Source organism: Sphingomonas sp. PAMC 26617 (genome assembly GCF_000242835.1).
Taxonomy (GTDB): domain Bacteria; phylum Pseudomonadota; class Alphaproteobacteria; order Sphingomonadales; family Sphingomonadaceae; genus Sphingomonas.
On record NZ_JH594425.1, the window covers coordinates 2,489,252 to 2,507,480 of the forward strand.

An 18,229-nucleotide genomic window follows, 5' to 3' on the forward strand; every position below is an offset into this window, starting at 1 on the left:
GCCGCGCGGCGGAAGACGCCATGGTTCGCTGATTATTTTTTCGGGCGATGCTGCGTGCTGGCGGAGGCGCGCTCGCTTTGCGCCTTGCCTGCCGCCTTTTCCGCAGCGCCTTCGGCCTGCGTCGCGGCATCGCCGGTGATCTTGCCGATCGCTTCCTTGATCGAGCCGAGCGCCTGCTTGCCGGCGCCTTCGATGCGGTCGTCCATCGTGCTTTCCTTTCGCTTTTGTCGGCAGACCGAGCGGTCTTTTCGACGAACGATGGAAATAGTGCCGCAACGGGCGCGCCCTAGAGCGATCTGCACCAAATCGTTTAGTGCAGATTCATGGGATGTTAACCCTCAGCCCCGTCTTGACGACGGCAGCGGGAAGCCGCGCTCGCGCGCCCAGATGATCGCCGCGCCGCGCCGGTTGACGCCGAGCTTGCCGTAGATCCGCGCGACATTGTTGCGCACGGTGTTACGCGACACCCCCATCGCCGTCGCGATCGCCTGATCGTCGAGGCCCTCGCACATCAGGCTCAACGTCTCGCGTTCGCGTCCGGTCAGGGTCGCGACTTCGGTGACCCGGCTCGCGTTGCTGGGAGAGCGGAGATTGGCGAGCTTCTCGACGATCGTGCGGCTGAACCAGTTGGTGTCGCGCATCACCGTCTCGATCGCGCCGATCAGTTCGCGTTCGGACCGGCGGCGTTCGGCGATGTCCTGGATCACCCACAGCACGCAATTGCTGCCATGCATCGGGATGACGCCCGCGGAAATCAGCACGTCGATCCGCTCGCCATCCTTGCGGTGGAGGCAGGCATCACGCGCCTGGAACCCGCCGTCGTCCGCGAGCGCCTGTTCGAGCTCGGCGCGCACGGTCGCATTCTCCCACAGTTTGAGCGAACCGACGGTCTGGTGCTTGAACTCCTCGTCGGTGAAGCCGCTCAGGTCGAGCAGCGCGCCATTGCCCTCAAGGAATCGGTGCCCGTCGAGCGTCGCGACTGCGAGCCCGACCGGGGCGAGTGCGAACGTCCGACGAGCGCGCGCCTCGCTCTCGCGCAACTCGCCCTCGATCCGGCGGCGGGGTTCGAGGTCGGCGAAGGTGAACAGCATGCACGGCTGTTCGTTGAGGTCGATCGGTTGCCCGCCGACGATCACGAGCTTGCGTCCGCCATTCGGCAAATGCAGGTCCGCCTGCATCTGCGGGATCGTCCGCCCCTCACGCAGGCGCTGCTTGGCGAGGCCTGGATCGTCCACGTCGGCGAGCACGTCGAGGTCGTAGACGGTGTGGCCGAGTACGTCCTCGCGCTCGCGCCCGGTCATTTCGAGAAAGCCCTGATTGACCTTGACGAAGCGCTGGTCGGACAGGCGGCAGATCACCGCGGGGGCGGGGTTGGCCTTGAACGTCTGCTCGAAGCGTTCCTCCGCCTCGAACCGGAGCGACACGTCCTGGATGACGAGCACCAGCAGGTCGGGCTTGTCGTCGCTGTCGGTCAGCACGAGGCTGCGGATCTGGTGGATCCAGCGCGCATCGTCCTCGCCTTCGCGGACGACCTCGACGATGACTTCGCTGAACGCCTCGCCCGCGACCGCGCGATCAAGCGGATAATCGTGCGCGTCGAGCCAGTGGTTGTTGCGATACCGCAGCCGGAAGCGTTGACGATAGTCGTCGACCGTCTTGCCCAGATCGGGGATCCGCTCGACCCCGTGCATCCGCAGTCCCGCCTCGTTCGCCCACAGGATCTCCTGCTCGGGCGAGACGATGATGACGCCTTCGGTCAGGCCGGAGACAATTTGCTGGAGGCGCCGGAGATCGACGCCGGTATGGTGTAATGCGGGCATTGCCTGATGCTTCCGTCCGTTCGCAGGTCGCGGGATAACGCCGAATGTGGGGGATCGGGGGCAAGGCGGGCAATCGCTCTCTTTCGGGCGACGGTGCGCGCGATTGTACAACCCGCCCCGGCACGGCATGATTGCGGCAGAAACGCTGAGGGAATCTTCGATATGCACCGTCCGCTTGCCGCCATCGCCTGCCTCACCGCGCTCGTAACCACGGGGGCCGTCGCGCAGTCCGCCGCGCCGTCGAAGGACATTGCCGCCGCCGTTGCCGCACCGACGCGGACGCCGGCCAACCGCGCGCGCGACGCGTACCGCCATCCTGCGCAGACACTGGCCTTCTTTGGCGTAAAACCCGCGCAGACCGTCGTCGAGTTCCTGCCCTCGGGTGGCTGGTATGCCGAAATCCTCGCGCCATTGGTGTCGGGCCGCGGGCAGTATGTCGCGCTGGTCCCGACCGCGCAGGCCGAGCGCACGCGGAGTGCCTTTGCCGGGAAGACCGCGAGCTACGGCCCGACGACCGTCGCGACGATCGACTTCAAGACCGGCGCATCGTCGATGCCGGCCGCGCGTGCGGACGTCGTGCTGACCTTCCGCAACGTCCACAATCTGCTGATGCAGGACGACCCCGCGGTGGCTGGCCGCGTGTTCAAGGCCTTCTTCACCGCGCTCAAGCCGGGCGGCGTGCTGGGCGTGGTCGATCATCGCCTGCCCGAGGAGATGGAGACCGCGCGCGAGAAGACGAGCGGCTATATCAAGCGGTCGACGGTCGTGCGGCTGGCGGAACAGGCGGGTTTCAAGCTCGCGGGCGAATCGTTGGTCAACGCCAACCCCAAGGACGACCACGATCATCCGGAAGGCGTCTGGACGCTTCCGCCGACCTATCAGCTCAAGGACGTCGACCGCGCGAAATATGCCGCGATCGGCGAGAGCGATCGGTTCACGCTGAAGTTCGTCAAGCCGCGCTGAGTCGGCACCTTGAGGGTGTCGCGGTGCTCCGGTGGAGCGCCGCGACGCGTGGCGCTGTCCGACAGACATGCTATGGCCACCGAAATGGCGAACATCCGAAGCACGACCGGCACCGTTGAGGTCGACGGCACCCAATATGACTGGCAGCTCCAGCGCGAGCCGCACTGGTCGGATTCCGACGGCTGGAAGGGGATGACGGTTTCGCTGCTGGAGCAGGACACGAGGCGGGAGGCGTTGCTGGAATTTCCCGCCCCCAAACGCCTTTTGAAGGGCCTGCCGCACGGCCGGTTGCAGATCGACGATGCGACGGTCGTTCGCGGCGTTCGGGCGGCCTTGCAGGCGGGGTGGGAACCGATGTCGCGCGGCAAGCCAATGGTTTTCACCGTCGATTCCGAAGGCAATTGAGGCACGGCGCGAAGCGAATGCAGACGCAGGCCGACCTCGAGACGATTCTGCTGGGACCGGTCCTGGCCGAACGCACGTGCGGCGACTGCACCGTGTGTTGCACCGCGCTCGTGGTCGACACGCCCGAATTCGCCAAGCCCGCCGGGACACCATGCGTCCATCTGACGGACAAGGGGTGCGGCATCCATCCGGTCCGCCCGCCCATCTGCCGGACATGGTTCTGTGCGTGGCGCAGGGTCGCCGGCCTTACCGAGGAAACGCGGCCTGATCGGTCCGGCCTGCTGGTTTCGCTCAATTTCGTCCGCGAGCCGCAAAACTGCTTCGAAGGCGTCTCGATCAACATCCGCGTGCTCGCCGGCAGCGACGCGATCGCGACCGGTCTCGCCGGCAAAGTCCTGGACACGCTGTGCGATCAACTGGTCCCGGTCTGGTTCAGCGACGGGTCGAAGAAAATGCTGATGCATCCCGACAAGGACGTGGCGCACTTCGTTCTTACGGGAGACCCCGCACCGCCGAACCTCGCAGACGAAGTTGCCGCCTGGCGCGACCGCTATGGCGTCTTTGGCGGGAGCGACTGACCTAACGCAGCATTGGCGCGCCCGGAGGGAGTCGAACCCCCGACCGAGGAGGTAGAAGCTCCTTGCTCTATCCAACTGAGCTACGGGCGCGCACTGGTGATGCCTTTAGCGTGGATTGCGGTGGCGCGAAACGGTCTTCATAGCAGGTCACGTCAGGGGATGGGGACGGGGATCGATGGACACACCGAGGAGCATCACCGCGCGCGATCTCGGCGGGCGGGCCTTGCGCTATTATGATTTCGTGATGGTCGCCTTCGTGGTGATCCTGCTGCTGTCGAATGTGGTCGGCGCGGGGAAACGGTCGGTGATCGATGTACCGTGGATCGGGCCGTGGCCGTTTGGCGCGGGGATCCTGTTCTTCCCGGTCAGCTATGTGATCGGCGACGTATTGACCGAGGTCTATGGCTATGCGCGCGCCCGGCGCTGCGTGTGGGCGGGGTTTGCGGCGCTGATCTTCCTTGCGGTGATGGAACAAGTCGTCGTGGCACTGCCCCCCGCTGCCGGTTGGGGCGGCCAGCAGGCGTATGAATATGTCTTCGGCCGCTCGGTTCTGGTCGATCCCGCCGCAGCGACGGGATTGCGGATCATCGTCGCGTCGGTGGTCGCGTTCTGGGTCGGGGAGTTCGCTAACAGCTTCGTCCTCGCCAAGCTCAAGATCCTGACCGGAGGGCGGATGCTGTGGACCCGCACGATCGGCAGTACGATCGTCGCGCAGGGGTTCGACAGCCTGATCTTCTATCCACTCGCGTTCCTGGGCGCGCCGGACTGGCCGGTCAGTGCGATGCTGCTCGTGATGCTGAGCCAGTTCGTGCTCAAGGTGTCGTGGGAGGTGCTGCTGACGCCGGTCACCTATCTGGTCGTCGGGTTCCTCAAGCGCCGCGAGGGAATCGACGTGTATGATCGCGGGACGGACTTTTCGCCGTTCAAGGCAGGGGTGTAGGCTCCCGTCACGGCGTGGTGGGTGCGGCGCGCCGGACGGGGGCGCGCCGACACCCTAGCGTGCGCGGGAATTGAGGCTTAGGCTCGGGGCTGGAAGGAATCCCCGATGACAATGGCTTATGACAAGCAAAAGAGGCTTCATTTCGATCTCACCAACGTCGGGCTTCGCGCGCAGGCGACGGCGGTCGGGCTGGTGCAGCTCTGCCAGGAGCTGCGGCGCGCGAACGTGCTCGACGATCCCGCGATGGCGCGGATCAAGGATGCGATTGCCGACGAACTGTCCGTCACCGCACCCCGTTCGCTGTCGGCCAAGGGCTATCGCGGCGAGGTACGAGCGCGGCTCGACCGAATCTTCGAGGGCGAGCAGCAGGTCGGCCCGGCCGAAGCCTTGTCGTTCGGCGCGGAACCGGAGTGACGCCTCCGTTTCCCACGACGAAACCGGCCTAGACCCCGACCGTCTCGAGCAACCCTTCGAACAGCCGCCGGCCGTCGTCGCCGCCATGCGCGGCGGTGTCGATCCGGCGTTCGGGATGCGGCATCAGGCCGAGCACGTTGCCAGCCGCATTGAGCACGCCCGCGATGTTCCGCGCGGAGCCGTTGACCGACTCGCCATAGCGGAACGCGACGCGCCCTTCGCCCTCGAGGCGGTCGAGCGTCTCGGGATCGGCGGCGTAATTGCCGTCATGGTGCGCGACGGGAACGATGATCCGTTCGCCCGCGGCATAGCGGCTGGTGAACGCGCTCTGCGCATTGTCGACCGTCAGCGGAACTTCGCGGCAGACGAAATCGAGCCCTGCGTTGCGCATCAGCGCGCCTGGCAGCAGGCCTGCTTCGGTCAGCACCTGGAAGCCGTTGCAGATCCCGAGCACCGGAACGCCGCGGTCCGCCGCGTCCTTCACGGCTTGCAGGATCGGCGAGCGCGCGCCGATCGCGCCGGAGCGCAGATAGTCGCCATAAGAGAAGCCGCCCGGCAAGGCGACGAGATCGACCCCGTCGGGAAGGGCGGTGTCGCCGTGCCACACCATCGTCGGCGCGGTCCCGCTGACTTCGCGGAGCGCAACGGCGACGTCGCGGTCGCAGTTCGAGCCCGGAAAGACGATGACCGCGGTCTTCATGCGCGTTCCACCCGGAAATTCTCGATCACGGTGTTGGCGAGCAGCTTGCGGCACATGGCGTCGATCTGCGCGTCGTCGACGCTGTCCTCGACCTCGAGTTCGATCAGCTTGCCGGCGCGGACGTCGTTGACGCCTTCGAAGCCAAGGCCGCCGAGCGCCTTGTGAATCGCGCGACCCTGCGGATCGAGCACGCCGGGCTTCAGCGTGACGAAGATGCGGAGCTTCATAGATATGTCCTGCTGCGACGGTAGGGAATGCGGGTCGCTATGCTCGCGCGCGGCGCGGGTCGCAAGGGGGTGGATTCGCGGGGTCGCGGATCGCGAATCTTCTGAAGCACTTCGCCGGCGAAGGCCGGGGCCCAGGAGAGGGCGGGTCATGGCGGGCGATGTACCCGTTACCAAAACCTGTCCGCCTGGGCCCCGGCCTACGCCGGGGAAGCCGCTGAATAGGGCAAGCCGAGCGGCTTACTTCCCCTTGTTCAGCCGGTGCTGTTCCATGTCCAGAACCGCGCCATCGGCTTCCTCGGGCAACAGCCCGAGCCGACGGGCGACTTCCTGATAGGCCTCGACCTCGCCGCCGAGATCGCGACGGAAACGATCCTTGTCGAGCTTCTCGTTGGTGGTCATGTCCCACAAGCGGCAGCCGTCGGGGCTGATCTCGTCGGCGAGGATCACGCGGGGATAGTCATTGTCCCACACGCGCCCGAATTCGAGCTTGAAGTCGATCAGGCGGATCCCGATCCCGGCGAACAGCCCGCACAGGAAATCGTTCACGCGAATCGCCAGGTCGGCGATGTCGGCCATTTCTTCCTGCCCGGCCCAGCCGAACGCGGCGATATGCTCGTCGGTGATCATCGGATCGCCGAGCGCATCGTCCTTGTAGTAATATTCGATGATCGTGCGGGGCAGCTGCGTGCCCTCCTCGATCCCGAGGCGAGTCGAGATCGACCCGGCCGCGACGTTGCGCACGACGACTTCGATCGGGATGATCTCGACCTGGCGAATCAGCTGCTCGCGCATGTTGAGCCGGCGGATGAAGTGCGTCGGCACGCCGATCGCGCCGAGCAGCGTGAAGATGTGCTCGGAAATCCGGTTGTTGAGCACGCCCTTGCCGCTGATCGTCCCCTTTTTCTGGGCGTTGAAAGCGGTGGCGTCATCCTTGAAGTACTGGATCAGCGTACCCGGCTCAGGACCCTCGTACAGGATCTTGGCCTTGCCCTCGTAGATCTGGCGGCGGCGTGCCATGTTTGCGCTAACCCCTGGAAATGAGCGGCCCCGGCAACGCGGATCACGCGGGCCGGGGCGGGAAGATCACGCCTATACCGGATCGATGCCGGGGGTGCAATCAATCGCTTGGCGGTCAGGTGACCGCGTTGCGGTGCTGGAATGCGGGGTCGCGATGGGCATCCGTGGCGAGGATGTCGCCGAGGATCGCGCCCGCGCGGACAACGTCCTCGAACCCGAGATAGAGCGGGGTAAGGCCGAAGCGGAGGATGTCGGGATCGCGGAAGTCGCCGATGACGCCGCGCGCGATCAGCGCCTGGCAGAGCGCATAGGCCTCCGGATGGCGGAACGAGATATGGCTGCCGCGCCGGGCGGGGTCGGCGGGGCTGACGCACTCGAGACCAAGCGACACGCCGATCTCGGCCATCTCGTCGAACAACGCGGCGCTCTTGGTCGCGACCTGCTGCTGGTCGACGTCCTCCCAGATGTCGAGCCCGGCCTCGAGCGCGGCGAGACCCAGCATCGGGGGGGTGCCCGCGAGCCAGCGCGTCATTCCGGGCGCGGGGGCATAGGCGTCGGCGAACCCGAATGGTGCGGCATGGCCCATCCAGCCCGACAGTGGGCTGGCGAGTTGGTCCTGCAATCGCCGGGAGACGAAGAGGAAGGCCGGCGCACCCGGGCCGCCATTGAGGAATTTATAGCCGCATCCGATTGCGAGATCCGCCCCTGCAGCGTTCAGGTCGATCGGGATCGCGCCTACACTATGGCTGAGATCCCAAAGCATTAGCGCACCTGCTTGCCGCGCCTTCGCGGACCATGCTGACATATCGAAACACTCGGATGTCTTGTAATGTGTATGTGTCAGCATGACGACGGCGGTGGTTTCGTCGAGGGCGTCGGACAAGGCAGCGCGAGGAACGGCGTTGAGCCGTGCCCCCGGAACGCACCCTGCCGCCCCTTCGGCAATGTGCAGGTCGGTCGGGAAATTGCCGGTCTCGCTTAGGATCGTGGTCCTCGGTGCTGCGTGGCGGAGGGCGGCGACGAGCAGCTTGAACAGATTGACCGAGGTCGAATCCGCGACGATCACCTCGTCCTCGGCCGCGCCGATGAGTTTGGCGATCTTGCCACCGACCCGACGGGGCGCCTCGATCCAGCCTTCGTTCCAGCTGCGGATCAGCCGTTCTCCCCATTGCCGTTCCGCGATGTCTGCCAGCGCCGCCGGAGTCGAGCGCGGGAGCGGGCCGAGCGAATTGCCGTCGAGGTAGATCACTCCTTCGGGCAGGTGGAACGCATCGCGATAGCCGCGGAGCGGATCTGCCGCGTCACGCGCGCGGGCTTCGTTGGGGGTCATGCTGCGGCCTTTCCGTAACACGGGCAGAGGCCGGGGCCGGGCGGGTTTTGACGTGCTATCGAGGTCCGGAGGCGCCACATGGCGGTCCCGGGCTTCGGCGAGGTGACCGGATTGGTCACTTCTCCAACGCCAGGCGGATCAGGCGCTTCGCTTCCGCCCAGGCGGCGGTTTCCGGCGCGATCAGTTCGACATGGCCGGTGTGGTCGACGACATGCAACTCCGCCCGGTCGCCCTTGGCGCGGGCTGCAGCGACATATTGCGTCCCCATCCGGAGCGGGATGATCTTGTCGTCCCGGCCATTCACGAGATCTTGGGGGACCCCGTCGGGCAGCAGCCGCGGGACAGAGGTGTCGGCATAGACATCGCCCCGCACACCGGGCGCGCCGACGAGCTTCGCGACGACGTCGACGCCGCACCCATTGTCCGGACTGGCGGCGGTCGCCTCCAGGTCAGGCAGGCCGCCGAGACTGACAACCTGCGCGATCTTCAGCGGGTGTCGCTGATACAGTGCGCTGGTCTTCGCGATCCTGCCGCGCGCGGCGAGCCACAAAGCAAGGTGCCCGCCCGCCGAATGCCCCACCGCCACTACGCGGCGGGCATCGAGGTGGAATTTCCGGGCATTGGCGCGCAACGCGTCCGCCGCCGTGCCCGCATCGATGAAGGTTCCCGGATAGCCGCCGCCGGGCCGATCGACGCCGCGATAGTCGATGTTCCACACCGCGATCCCGTCGCGCCGCAGATCGTCCGCGATCCAGTTCATCAGACTGCGGTCCGCGATACTCGTCGTCCAGCAACCGCCGTGGACCATCAGCACCGTCGGGAAGGGGCCCTTGCCCGCTGGCACCCACACGTCGACCTTCTGGTACGGATCGCTGCCGTAATCGACCGTCGCGTTCGGTTGCGGCGCCGGCCGCTTGATCAGGTCGGGCCATGTGAGCAGCGGTTTAGGCGCCTCCTGCGCGGGGAGCGCGGTGGCGGTGAGCAGCGCGGCGGCGGCAAAAGCGAATCTGAGCATCATGCCATCGATACGACGGCATCAGGCACTTGTCGAAGCCCCAGCGTCGCGGTGGACGTAGGCCGTCCCGGCCTGCTAACCGGAACAGATGGCGACCGACATCATCGACCCCAATGATCCCTTCAACGCGATCGCCGACGCGCCGTTCGATAGCGCGCTGTCGGACCGCTATCTCGTCTATGCGCTGTCGACGATCACCGCGCGCTCCCTCCCCGATCTGCGCGACGGGATGAAGCCGGTGCACCGCCGCCTGCTGTGGGCGATGCGCGCGCTCAGGATGGACCCGAGCAGCGCGTTCAAGAAATCCGCCCGCGTCGTCGGTGAAGTCATCGGCAAATACCACCCGCACGGCGATCAGTCGGTCTATGACGCAATGGTCCGGCTCGCGCAGGATTTCTCGGTCCGCTATCCGCTGGTCGAGGGGCAGGGAAATTTCGGCAATATCGACGGCGATAACGCTGCCGCCTTCCGCTACACCGAAGCCCGGCTGACGCAGGTCGCGATCGACCTGATGGACGGGCTCGACGAAGACGCGGTCGCGTTCAAGCCCACGTATAATAACGAGGAACAGGAGCCCGAGCTGTTCCCCGGCGCGTTTCCCAATCTGCTCGCCAATGGCGCAGCGGGGATCGCGGTGGGCATGGCGACCAACATCCCGCCGCACAATGTCGCCGAACTGTATGACGCCGCGATCGCGCTGATCGACCGGTCGGGCGATCTCGCCGGGTTCAACATCCTCGATCACGTCCGCGGCCCTGACTTTCCGACCGGCGGGCTGGTGGTCGACTCACCCGCCGCGATCGCCGAAAGCTATGCGACCGGACGCGGGGGCTTCCGGGTCCGTGCGCGCTGGCAGGTCGAGGATCTCGGGCGCGGGACGTGGACCGCGATCGTCACCGAGATTCCTTACGGCGTGCAGAAGGGCAAGCTGATCGAGCAGCTCGCCGCGATCGTCAACGACAAGAAGCTGCCGATCATGGCGGACGTCCGCGACGAATCGGACGCGGTGATCCGCATCGTGATCGAGCCGCGCAGCCGCACGGTCGACCCGGTCGTGCTGATGGAGAGCCTGTTCAAACTGTCCGACCTCGAGAGCCGGTTCAGCCTCAACCTCAACGTGCTCGACGCGAGCCGGACGCCGCGCGTGATGAGCCTCGCGGAGGCGCTCAACGAGTGGGTCCAGCACCAGTTCATCGTGCTGCGGCGGCGCGCCGAGCATCGGCTGCGCAAGATCGCGGACCGGATCGAGCTGCTCGACGGCTATATCATCGCCTATCTCAACCTCGACCGCGTGATCGAGATCATCCGCACCGAGGACGAGCCCAAGCCGGTGATGATCGCCGAGTTCGACTTGAACGACCGCCAGGCCGAGGCGATCCTCAACATGCGGCTGCGATCGTTGCGTCGGCTCGAGGAAATGGAGTTGCGCAAAGAGCGTGACACGCTCGATCGCGAACGCGCCGGGCTCGAGGGGCTGCTCGGAAGCGAGGCGAAGCAGCGGACGCGGCTGAAGCGCGACTTCGGCAAGCTGCGCGACCGCTACGGCCCCGAGACGACGCTCGGGCGGCGGCGGACCACGATCGAGCAGGCGGCCCCGCTGCGCGACATTCCGCTCGACGCGATGATCGAGCGCGAGCCGATCACGGTGATCCTGTCGCAACGCGGCTGGATCCGCTCGATGAAGGGGCATGTCGATGCTGCCGGGGTCGCCGCGGTCAAGTTCAAGGACGGCGACGCACCGCTGTTCGATTTCCACGCGCAGACCACCGACAAGGTCGTGGTCGCGGCGGAGAACGGACGCTTTTTTACGCTCCCTGCGGACAAGCTGCCGGGCGGGCGCGGCTTTGGCGAGCCGCTCCGGCTGATGATCGACCTCGATGGCGATATCGGGATCGTCGGGGTGTTCCGCGCGAGCCTGTCCGATCGCTGGCTGGTGGCGGCGACCGACGGTCGCGGGTTCATCGTGCGCACCGCCGACATTCATGCCGAGACTCGCAAGGGCAAGACGGTCGTCACCCCGCGCCTCGGCGCGAAGCTTAAGATCGTTCGCCCCGTCGCGGTCGAGGACGATTATGTCGGCGCGATCGGCGACAATCGCCGGTTGTTGGTGTTCCCGATCGCCGAACTGCCGGAGCTTACCCGCGGGCAGGGGGTGCAGTTGATGCGCTTCCGCGACGGCGGTCTGTCGGATGCGATCACCTTCGTCTTCGCGAGCGGGCTGAGCTGGCAGATGGGCGGCGACAGCGGGCGGGTGCGGACCGAGACCGACCTCGGCCCGTGGCGCGCGGCGCGCGGGGCCGCCGGCCGGATGCCGCCGAACGGGTTCCCGCGGGACAACCGCTTCGGCTGATCCTGCCTCGGGTCCGCCCGGCTACGCCCGCCAAGCCTGTCCGGACGAGGCCTCGTCAGCCGGACGCGGTTGGCCAGCCAGCGAAGAAGGATTTGAGGCAGAGGCGCATGGCTGCATGCTCGCGCCGAACGCTCGGACACGGTGCGATCTGTCCAGCGGTGTCAGCCTGGCAAAGGGCTGAAATACGGGGGCGCAAGCTGCTTGTTAACTATTCGGCCCTAGCAATGGGCCAATGGCGCTCAGGACTCATCCTGTCTTGGTGGAAGATCCCGTGGTCGGTGCGCTGACCGCGTTGGACAATAACGCCCTGTCGGTGATGCTCGTTTCGCGGGCGATCGACCTGTTGCCGATCCCCGCTGTGCTCGTGGTGCTCGGTCCGGACGGGGTGCGGGTCGAGGCGTCCAATAGCGCGTTTGATCTGGCGGGACTCGGCCCCGCCGAACGCCGGCAATCGTTGATCGTGCAGATCGAACCGCAGATCTCCGCCTTCATTCGCGGCGAATCGCTGCGCGCCGAATTCCGGATCGACTTTGGCGACGTGGTCGATGGCCGCCATTACCAGGCGACGCTCGCGCGGCTGATCCGCAACCCCGAACAACGCTGCATTCTCGCGTTGGTCGACCAGACCGCCGAACTTCGGACCGAGCACAACCTCCGCCGCGAGATGCTGACCGACAGCCTTACCGGCCTGCCCAACCGCGCGGGGTTCAGCGACCGGTTGGAGACGCTGATCGAGAACCCGCTGACGCGTGATCGCTACGCGGTCCTCGTGATCGATCTCGATCGGTTCAGCCGGGTCAACGCCTGCCTCGGGTCGATGGCAGGGGACGAGCTGCTGATTACCGTCGCGCGTCGCCTCAAGGGCGCGCTTCGTGCGCAGGACGTGCTGGCGCGCACCGGGGGCGACGAATTCGCGATCCTGCTGACGCTGGAGGATGGCGCGATCGATGCGGAGCATGTTTCGAAACGCATCTTTGGCGCGCTCTCGACGCCGTTCCGCTTGTCCGACTTCGAGATTCGCGTCGCGTGTTCGATCGGCATCGCGTTCGGCGCGGCGGCGATCGACGACGCCGAGGAACTGATCCGCCACGCCCAGTTCGCGGTCAAACGGTCGAAGGTAACCGGCAAGTCGGAAGCCTATCAACCGCAGGCGTTCGACATCGCGCGTGAGCAATTCGGGATCGAGACCGCGCTTCGCCGCGCGATCGAGCGCGGACAGATGCGGCTGTGCTATCAGCCGATCGTCGATCTCGCGACCGGCAAGCTCGTCGCGTTCGAATCGCTCGCGCGCTGGCGCGACGAGGACGGGATCGAGTATTCGCCCAATGATTTCATCCCTGTCGCCGAGGAATCCGGGCTGATCGTCCCGCTCGGTCGCTGGGCGATCCAGGAAGCGGCGGCGACGCTCGCCGGGTGGGACGCGCGGCTTGGCGGGGATTGCGCGATCAAGCTCGCGGTCAACCTCTCGGCGATCCAGCTGCAGCGCGATTCGATCGCGGCGGTCGTGCAGGCCGCGCTCGACTGCAATGGCCTGAGCGGGCATCGGTTCACGCTCGAGCTTACCGAAAGCGCGCTGGTCAGCGATCCGGATCGGATCGCAGGAATCATGCAGGCGTTGAAGGCGCTCGGCACCACGATCGCGATGGACGATTTCGGCACGGGCTATTCGAACCTCGCCTATCTCCAGAAACTGCCGATCGACGTGCTCAAGATCGATCGCAGTTTCGTGACCGGCATGCTCGCCGACCGCGACAAGATCGCGATCGTCCGCGCGATCCTCAGCCTGGCGCAGGCGTTGGGGATGCAAACCACTGCCGAGGGAATCGAGACGATCGAGCTGTCGCAGACGCTCGCGGCGCTCGGCTGTACCTTCGGGCAGGGCTATTTCTACGCGCGTCCGCTCGAAGCGGATGCGGCCTATGCGATGCTGCTCGACTGCCGCCACTGATCGACCGCGGCGTCCGCGAGTTCGGCGGTACGGTTGGCATCGGGAAAGCCTTCTGCGATCCACGCCTCCTCGACCTGCCGCAGCATCCGCGCGACATCGGGCCCCTTACCGACGCCGCGCTGCACCAGCGCGCCACCGGTGAGCGGGAAGGCGGGGATTTCGAACGCCGCGATCTCTTGCGCGCCCGTTATCGCCTCATCGCCGTTTTTGGTCAGCAGCCAGCGGTCGAGCGCGCCATCGCGCCCAAGCCGATAGGCCAGCGCGGGCGGGGTGCCGCCCGGCGCGCCGAGTGCGGAAATGATCCGCTTGCGTTGTGCGTTCGACAGTTTGAGGCGGTTGGCGACCGCTTCGCCCAGCGCCGGGTCGCGCGGCAGTACCGCAGCCAGCCGGCGCAACGGATCCGCGAGGATCGCCGCCGCGGTTTCGTAGTCCGCCACGTCCGACAGACGGGCCACGCCAGCCGACGTGATTTCGGGCAAGACCGGCAACAGGATGCCGTGCGCGATCATCAGCTTGAGCGTGGCTACCGCACCGGGGGCGACGAGCAGCTTGAGCAGTTCCGCCGCGATCCGCTCGCGCGACAATGCCATCAGGTCGTTCGCGCGCGCCGTGCAGGCAGCCAAGCCAGCGGCATCGGGTACGTCGCCGAACCGCGCGTGAAAGCGAAAGAATCGCAGGATCCGCAAATGATCCTCGGCGATTCGCTGCAACGGATCGCCGATGAAACGGACGCGGCCCGCCGCGAGATCGTCGATCCCGCCGAAATAGTCGAAGATCTCGCCCGATACCGGGTCGGCATAGAGCGCGTTGATCGTGAAATCGCGCCGCGCCGCGTCCTCGCGCCAGTCGTCGGTGAAGGCGACGACGGCGTGGCGGCCATCGGTCGACAGGTCGCGCCGCAGCGTCGTCACCTCGACCGGACCATCGGCGAGGACGGCAGTGATCGTGCCGTGCGCGAGGCCGGTCGGCACCGCCTTGATCCGCGCGCGCTGGAGCAGCGAGAGCACGTCCTCGGGCGCGTGTCGGGTCGCAAGATCGATGTCGGAGACCGCGCCGCCCAGCAGCGTATCGCGCACCGCGCCGCCGACGACGCGGGTGTTGCCCGTTTCGACCCCCAGCACGCGGTACAGCGCGACCAGATCCTCCCGGTCGCGCCAGTCCGCCGCGGGGAGCGTCACGCGTTCCATCGCAACCGCCGCGACAGGTTGACGATCATCGCCGCGGTCGCGCCCCAGATGCGATGCTCGCCCCACAGGATCTCGTAATAATGGCGGTTGCGGCCCTGCCACTCGACGCTGGCTTCGATATGGTTGCCCGAATCGAGTAGGAAGCCGAGCGGTACCTCGAATACGATTGCGACTTCGGCCGCATTGGGGGTGAACACCAGATCGGGCGGGACCACGCCGATCACCGGCGTAACCTCGAACCCGGTCACGGTGCGATAGCGATCCGCCTCGCCGACGACATGGACGACGTCGCGGGGGAGCGCGATCTCCTCCTCGGCTTCTCGCAACGCGGCGGCGATGGCGTTGGCATCACCGGGGTCGATCCGGCCACCGGGAAAAGCGACCTGCCCGGCGTGCCGGGTCATCGTGTCGGTGCGGCGGGTGAGGATCACGCCGGGTTCGACGCGATCGGTGACAGGCACGAGCACCGCCGCCTGCGCGAGCGCCGAGGGGATCGGATCATGATCGACATGATCGCCGGTCAGCAGCACCGCATCGTCGGCGGGGCCAAGCGCGAGCGCATGGCGCAAACGTTCGACGAGCGTCATGCCGCGGGCTCGATCGGGAAGAAGCTGCCCGCGCTCCAAACGCCGGGGGGCGTTTCGCCACCCTCGATCGCGCGGTGCGCGAGCTCGTAATAGACCGAGCGCGCGACCACCGCGTCGAGTTCGCCCCGCACGCGCAGATAGGGCCGGGGCCCATCCTCGCGCGGTTCGAAGCGGAGCGGGTGTTCGGCATTGGCGGTCACGATGTCGCCGGTGTTGAGCCGGAACGCGAGCACCGCATCCTTGCCGACGCGTTCGACCTTCATCTCGACCGCGACGAAAGGGGCGTCCTCGACCTGGATGTCGAGCTTCTCGACCGGGGTGACGAGGACATAGCCGCCATCGGCTTCGCGCCGCAGGATCGTCGAGAACAGTCGCACCATCGCGGGGCGGCCGATCGGCGATCCCTGGTGGAACCACGTTCCGTCGCGCGCGATACGCATTTCGCTGTCGCCGCAATGCGTCGGGTTCCAGCGCTCGACTGGCGGAAGTTTGTGCTCCTCGGCGAGCCGCGCAATGTCGGCAAGCGAGAGGGACGCGAGGTCGGGGATCGGCTCCATGGGCATGTCGGAGGCGGTAGGACAGCGCACGGCATGCGTAAAGCGGTGCCGCGCCGAACCGGCGGTAATCAGGCCAGGGCGAGGATCCGCGGTGCAAGGATGCCCGCACCGGTCGGCACCGCCGTTCCAGACGCAAGCAGACGATGCCGCTCGACGGGGCCGGGGACTCGCCACAGGGCGGTACGACTTGCGTCGAAGCCGAAGAAGCGGCCGTAATATTCCGGGTCGCCGATCAGCGTCAGCGCGTCCGCGAGGCCATGCGTGGCCGCGGCCTCCAGCGCCCGCGCGGTCAATTGCCGCCCGATCCCGCCTTGCTGGCGCGATGGATCGACCGCGACCGGACCGATCTGGACCATGGGAACGTCCCGCCCATCGTCGCCTGCAAAGCGAATCGGCCAGCACTGGATCGTGCCGACCAGCGCCCCCGCATCGCGCGCGGCGAAGCCCAGTTCGGGAATCATCGCCATCCCCTCCCGGATTCGATAGGCGGTGCGCGCGTGACGGCCCGATCCGAACGCCACGTCGAGCAACTGCTCGACCCGGTCGGGGGCGATCTCGGCAATCGGCACGATATCCATCACGGGCCAAATCCTTGCCGCCGCACGTCCCGGATGGACCACAGGGGCCGCGCGCTTTAGCCTCCACCTCGCCGAACGCAAGAACGAAGGATCCCCCAGCGATGAAACTCTTCGATGCGGATTGGGCTCCAAGCCCTCGACGTGTTCGCATTTACCTGGCGGAAAAGGGGATTTCGGTCGAGCGCGAGACGATCGACTTGCGGCAGGACGAGCAGCTCGGCGCGGCGTATCTTGCGCTGAACCCGCGCGGGGTCGTGCCAGCGCTGCAGCTCGACGATGGCGAGATGCTGTGCGAATCGGCCGCGATCTGCCGTTACTTCGAGGCGCTGGGAGACCCGTCGCCGCTGTTCGGCGAGACCGCGCTGGACATCGCGCGGATCGAAAGCTGGGCAAGGCGGATCGAGAATGAGGGGTATGCCGCGGTCGTCTATGTGTTGCGCAACCAGCGCCCGGCGTTTCGCGATCGCGGCGTGGCGGGGAAGTGGCCCGCGATCCCGCAGATCCCCGAACTGGTGGAGCGGGGACAGATCCTGTGGGATATGTTCGTCGGCGTGCTCGACGCACATCTGGCGGGGCGGACCTGGATCGCGACCGATTCCTACAGTTTCGCGGATATTTCCGCGCTGGTTACGGTCGATTTCGCAAAGGCCGCAAAACTCGTCGTGCCCGACGGCGCAGCGGATCTCAAACGCTGGCACGCTGCTGCATCGGCGCGTTCGAGCGCGACCGCGTGACGGCTGTTCCCCCGCGGCACCGATCTGCTATGGCGCGCCCATACCTCCCCGCCCACGCCTCCCCCGATGCGTACCGAATGAAGGGTTCCCCTTGGACGACCGACTGACGCTGAACGTGCATGACCTCGAAGTGCAGGTGCTGACCGGCATTTACTCCGAGGAAACGCACCTCCCGCAACCGCTGCGCATCTCGCTGACGGTCGATCTGACAGTGCCCGATCGCTACGAACCCGATACACCGCTGAGCGCGTCCAAGAATTACCTCGACCTCAAGCATGCGGCGACCACCGCGCTGCCCGAGGGCGTGCATTTTACGCTGATCGAGGCGGTTGCCGATCATATCTGCGAAACGCTGTTCCTGCAGGACAAGCGCGTGACGAAGGTCGAGGTGACGATCGTCAAGCTCGCCATCGCCGAGGCGGGGGAATCGATCGGGATCACGCTCACGCGGCACCGGCGGTGATCGCTGCGGTCGCCGAGGCGCTGGGGGCTACGGCCACGTTGGTCGTGGCGGACGCTCAATCCACCCCCGCGACGGTGATCGACACGGTTCGCGCGGCGGGGGTGGGGGACGCGGTCGTGATACTGCTGCTCCCTGCAGTTTCGGTAATGGAACGCGCGATGCTGCTGGCGGCGCTCGGGCCGCTTGCGGGCGAACTGGCCCCGCGCCGGGTCTGCGCGATCGATGTCGTGGAGGGCGCTCCGACCGAACACGTCGTCACCGCGGCACGGTTTCTCGCCGGTGCGCGATCGACCACCGGACAAGTGTTACGGATCGACTAGCGCGCTCGTCAGCCTTTCGGACATTTGCTCCCCTGCCGACGGCCGGGGGCCAGCCGGTATGACCGGGGTGACGAGCCCAAGAGCGGCGCTCGCCAA

At 66.6% G+C, this 18,229-nt stretch carries 21 protein-coding genes and 1 tRNA gene; 10 read left to right on the forward strand and 12 right to left on the reverse strand.

All coding sequences use genetic code 11. The features are described 5' to 3' along the window. Positions 1 to 32: 32 nt before the first annotated feature. Both RH91_RS10980 and RH91_RS10985 read right to left on the reverse strand, forming a co-directional pair. A complete protein-coding gene (locus RH91_RS10980) occupies positions 33 to 206 on the reverse strand; it encodes a CsbD family protein (protein ID WP_010162793.1) in 174 nt (57 codons plus the stop codon). A gap of 132 nt (positions 207 to 338) precedes the next feature. Next, positions 339 to 1,820 carry a PAS domain S-box protein gene (locus RH91_RS10985; protein ID WP_010162794.1) on the reverse strand — a complete coding sequence of 494 codons (1,482 nt, stop codon included), beginning with the start codon at positions 1,818 to 1,820 and terminating at the stop codon, positions 339 to 341. A 162-nt stretch (positions 1,821 to 1,982) separates the two neighbouring features. Between RH91_RS10985 and RH91_RS10990 the strand changes: the two genes are divergently transcribed. The 3 genes from RH91_RS10990 to RH91_RS11000 all read left to right on the forward strand — a co-directional run bounded on the left by RH91_RS10990 (position 1,983) and on the right by RH91_RS11000 (position 3,766). After that, the gene (locus RH91_RS10990; RefSeq protein WP_010162795.1) at positions 1,983 to 2,783 is read left to right on the forward strand and encodes a class I SAM-dependent methyltransferase; all 801 of its coding nucleotides are present in this window, start codon (positions 1,983 to 1,985) and stop codon (positions 2,781 to 2,783) included. A gap of 72 nt (positions 2,784 to 2,855) precedes the next feature. Continuing rightward, the gene (locus RH91_RS10995; RefSeq protein WP_010162796.1) at positions 2,856 to 3,188 is read left to right on the forward strand and encodes a hypothetical protein; all 333 of its coding nucleotides are present in this window, start codon (positions 2,856 to 2,858) and stop codon (positions 3,186 to 3,188) included. Positions 3,189 to 3,205: 17 nt separating this feature from the next. After that, positions 3,206 to 3,766 carry a YkgJ family cysteine cluster protein gene (locus RH91_RS11000; protein WP_010162797.1) on the forward strand — a complete coding sequence of 187 codons (561 nt, stop codon included), beginning with the start codon at positions 3,206 to 3,208 and terminating at the stop codon, positions 3,764 to 3,766. A gap of 13 nt (positions 3,767 to 3,779) precedes the next feature. Here the strand turns inward: RH91_RS11000 and RH91_RS11005 are convergent. Beyond that, a tRNA-Arg gene (locus tag RH91_RS11005) sits at positions 3,780 to 3,856 on the reverse strand. Positions 3,857 to 3,941: 85 nt separating this feature from the next. On the opposite strand from RH91_RS11005, the gene RH91_RS11010 reads away from it, so the two are divergent. Together RH91_RS11010 and RH91_RS11015 are read left to right on the forward strand one after the other, a co-directional pair. Continuing rightward, positions 3,942 to 4,706, forward strand: coding sequence for a queuosine precursor transporter (locus tag RH91_RS11010; RefSeq protein ID WP_010162798.1), 765 nt, complete (start codon positions 3,942 to 3,944; stop codon positions 4,704 to 4,706). Between the two features lie 105 nt (positions 4,707 to 4,811). After that, positions 4,812 to 5,120, forward strand: a complete 309-nt coding sequence (locus RH91_RS11015) for a hypothetical protein (RefSeq protein WP_026046477.1) — start codon at positions 4,812 to 4,814, stop codon at positions 5,118 to 5,120. Between the two features lie 28 nt (positions 5,121 to 5,148). Here RH91_RS11015 and purQ read toward each other — a convergent pair whose 3' ends face one another. The 5 genes from purQ to RH91_RS11040 form a co-directional block, all read right to left on the reverse strand. After that, entirely contained in the window at positions 5,149 to 5,820 is a 672-nt protein-coding gene (purQ, locus tag RH91_RS11020; protein WP_010162801.1) for a phosphoribosylformylglycinamidine synthase subunit PurQ, read from the reverse strand. After that, a complete protein-coding gene (gene purS / locus RH91_RS11025) occupies positions 5,817 to 6,047 on the reverse strand; it encodes a phosphoribosylformylglycinamidine synthase subunit PurS (protein ID WP_010162802.1) in 231 nt (76 codons plus the stop codon). Before purS ends, purQ begins: the two co-directional genes overlap by 4 nt. Before the next feature lie 237 nt (positions 6,048 to 6,284). Next, positions 6,285 to 7,064, reverse strand: coding sequence for a phosphoribosylaminoimidazolesuccinocarboxamide synthase (gene purC / locus RH91_RS11030; RefSeq protein WP_010162803.1), 780 nt, complete (start codon positions 7,062 to 7,064; stop codon positions 6,285 to 6,287). Between the two features lie 115 nt (positions 7,065 to 7,179). Continuing rightward, on the reverse strand, positions 7,180 to 8,394 hold the full coding sequence (gene kynU, locus RH91_RS11035; RefSeq protein WP_010162804.1) for a kynureninase: 1,215 nt from the start codon (positions 8,392 to 8,394) through the stop codon (positions 7,180 to 7,182). Positions 8,395 to 8,509: 115 nt separating this feature from the next. Beyond that, positions 8,510 to 9,412, reverse strand: coding sequence for an alpha/beta hydrolase family protein (locus tag RH91_RS11040; protein WP_010162805.1), 903 nt, complete (start codon positions 9,410 to 9,412; stop codon positions 8,510 to 8,512). A gap of 85 nt (positions 9,413 to 9,497) precedes the next feature. Between RH91_RS11040 and parC the strand changes: the two genes are divergently transcribed. After that, the gene (gene parC, locus RH91_RS11045) at positions 9,498 to 11,759 is read left to right on the forward strand and encodes a DNA topoisomerase IV subunit A (RefSeq protein WP_010162806.1); all 2,262 of its coding nucleotides are present in this window, start codon (positions 9,498 to 9,500) and stop codon (positions 11,757 to 11,759) included. Between the two features lie 256 nt (positions 11,760 to 12,015). Next, complete coding sequence (locus tag RH91_RS11050) at positions 12,016 to 13,707, forward strand: putative bifunctional diguanylate cyclase/phosphodiesterase (protein WP_010162807.1); 1,692 nt, start codon at positions 12,016 to 12,018, stop codon at positions 13,705 to 13,707. On the opposite strand, the gene RH91_RS11055 is transcribed toward RH91_RS11050, so the two are convergent. The 4 genes from RH91_RS11055 to RH91_RS11070 all read right to left on the reverse strand — a co-directional run bounded on the left by RH91_RS11055 (position 13,677) and on the right by RH91_RS11070 (position 16,619). Then, positions 13,677 to 14,894 carry a CCA tRNA nucleotidyltransferase gene (locus tag RH91_RS11055; protein WP_010162809.1) on the reverse strand — a complete coding sequence of 406 codons (1,218 nt, stop codon included), beginning with the start codon at positions 14,892 to 14,894 and terminating at the stop codon, positions 13,677 to 13,679. The genes RH91_RS11050 and RH91_RS11055 overlap by 31 nt on opposite strands. Continuing rightward, positions 14,882 to 15,481: a CoA pyrophosphatase gene (locus RH91_RS11060; RefSeq protein ID WP_010162810.1), complete on the reverse strand. Its 600-nt coding sequence runs from the start codon at positions 15,479 to 15,481 to the stop codon at positions 14,882 to 14,884. Before RH91_RS11060 ends, RH91_RS11055 begins: the two co-directional genes overlap by 13 nt. Continuing rightward, on the reverse strand, positions 15,478 to 16,044 hold the full coding sequence (locus tag RH91_RS11065) for a DUF1285 domain-containing protein (RefSeq protein ID WP_010162811.1): 567 nt from the start codon (positions 16,042 to 16,044) through the stop codon (positions 15,478 to 15,480). Before RH91_RS11065 ends, RH91_RS11060 begins: the two co-directional genes overlap by 4 nt. 62 nt (positions 16,045 to 16,106) lie before the next feature. Next, entirely contained in the window at positions 16,107 to 16,619 is a 513-nt protein-coding gene (locus tag RH91_RS11070; RefSeq protein WP_029623783.1) for a GNAT family N-acetyltransferase, read from the reverse strand. Between the two features lie 98 nt (positions 16,620 to 16,717). Between RH91_RS11070 and RH91_RS11075 the strand changes: the two genes are divergently transcribed. The 3 genes from RH91_RS11075 (at position 16,718) to RH91_RS11085 (ending at position 18,133) form a co-directional block, all read left to right on the forward strand. Further along, positions 16,718 to 17,350: a glutathione S-transferase family protein gene (locus tag RH91_RS11075; protein WP_010162813.1), complete on the forward strand. Its 633-nt coding sequence runs from the start codon at positions 16,718 to 16,720 to the stop codon at positions 17,348 to 17,350. Between the two features lie 91 nt (positions 17,351 to 17,441). Then, a complete protein-coding gene (locus tag RH91_RS11080; RefSeq protein ID WP_010162814.1) occupies positions 17,442 to 17,813 on the forward strand; it encodes a dihydroneopterin aldolase in 372 nt (123 codons plus the stop codon). After that, positions 17,810 to 18,133: a Rossmann fold domain-containing protein gene (locus RH91_RS11085; RefSeq protein ID WP_010162815.1), complete on the forward strand. Its 324-nt coding sequence runs from the start codon at positions 17,810 to 17,812 to the stop codon at positions 18,131 to 18,133. Before RH91_RS11080 ends, RH91_RS11085 begins: the two co-directional genes overlap by 4 nt. Positions 18,134 to 18,229 lie beyond the last annotated feature (96 nt).

Excerpts from the sequence above, each read along its gene's own strand:
- RH91_RS10980 (WP_010162793.1), bottom strand. The coding sequence starts at position 206 with ATGGACGACCGCATCGAAGGCGCCGGCAAGCAGGCGCTCGGCTCGATC.
- RH91_RS10985 (WP_010162794.1), bottom strand. The coding sequence starts at position 1,820 with ATGCCCGCATTACACCATACCGGCGTCGATCTCCGGCGCCTCCAGCAA.
- RH91_RS10990 (WP_010162795.1), top strand. The coding sequence starts at position 1,983 with ATGCACCGTCCGCTTGCCGCCATCGCCTGCCTCACCGCGCTCGTAACC.
- RH91_RS10995 (WP_010162796.1), top strand. The coding sequence starts at position 2,856 with ATGGCCACCGAAATGGCGAACATCCGAAGCACGACCGGCACCGTTGAG.
- RH91_RS11000 (WP_010162797.1), top strand. The coding sequence starts at position 3,206 with ATGCAGACGCAGGCCGACCTCGAGACGATTCTGCTGGGACCGGTCCTG.
- RH91_RS11010 (WP_010162798.1), top strand. The coding sequence starts at position 3,942 with ATGGACACACCGAGGAGCATCACCGCGCGCGATCTCGGCGGGCGGGCC.
- RH91_RS11015 (WP_026046477.1), top strand. The coding sequence starts at position 4,812 with ATGACAATGGCTTATGACAAGCAAAAGAGGCTTCATTTCGATCTCACC.
- purQ (WP_010162801.1), bottom strand. The coding sequence starts at position 5,820 with ATGAAGACCGCGGTCATCGTCTTTCCGGGCTCGAACTGCGACCGCGAC.
- purS (WP_010162802.1), bottom strand. The coding sequence starts at position 6,047 with ATGAAGCTCCGCATCTTCGTCACGCTGAAGCCCGGCGTGCTCGATCCG.
- purC (WP_010162803.1), bottom strand. The coding sequence starts at position 7,064 with ATGGCACGCCGCCGCCAGATCTACGAGGGCAAGGCCAAGATCCTGTAC.
- kynU (WP_010162804.1), bottom strand. The coding sequence starts at position 8,394 with ATGACCCCCAACGAAGCCCGCGCGCGTGACGCGGCAGATCCGCTCCGC.
- RH91_RS11040 (WP_010162805.1), bottom strand. The coding sequence starts at position 9,412 with ATGATGCTCAGATTCGCTTTTGCCGCCGCCGCGCTGCTCACCGCCACC.
- parC (WP_010162806.1), top strand. The coding sequence starts at position 9,498 with ATGGCGACCGACATCATCGACCCCAATGATCCCTTCAACGCGATCGCC.
- RH91_RS11055 (WP_010162809.1), bottom strand. The coding sequence starts at position 14,894 with ATGGAACGCGTGACGCTCCCCGCGGCGGACTGGCGCGACCGGGAGGAT.
- RH91_RS11060 (WP_010162810.1), bottom strand. The coding sequence starts at position 15,481 with ATGACGCTCGTCGAACGTTTGCGCCATGCGCTCGCGCTTGGCCCCGCC.
- RH91_RS11065 (WP_010162811.1), bottom strand. The coding sequence starts at position 16,044 with ATGCCCATGGAGCCGATCCCCGACCTCGCGTCCCTCTCGCTTGCCGAC.
- RH91_RS11075 (WP_010162813.1), top strand. The coding sequence starts at position 16,718 with ATGAAACTCTTCGATGCGGATTGGGCTCCAAGCCCTCGACGTGTTCGC.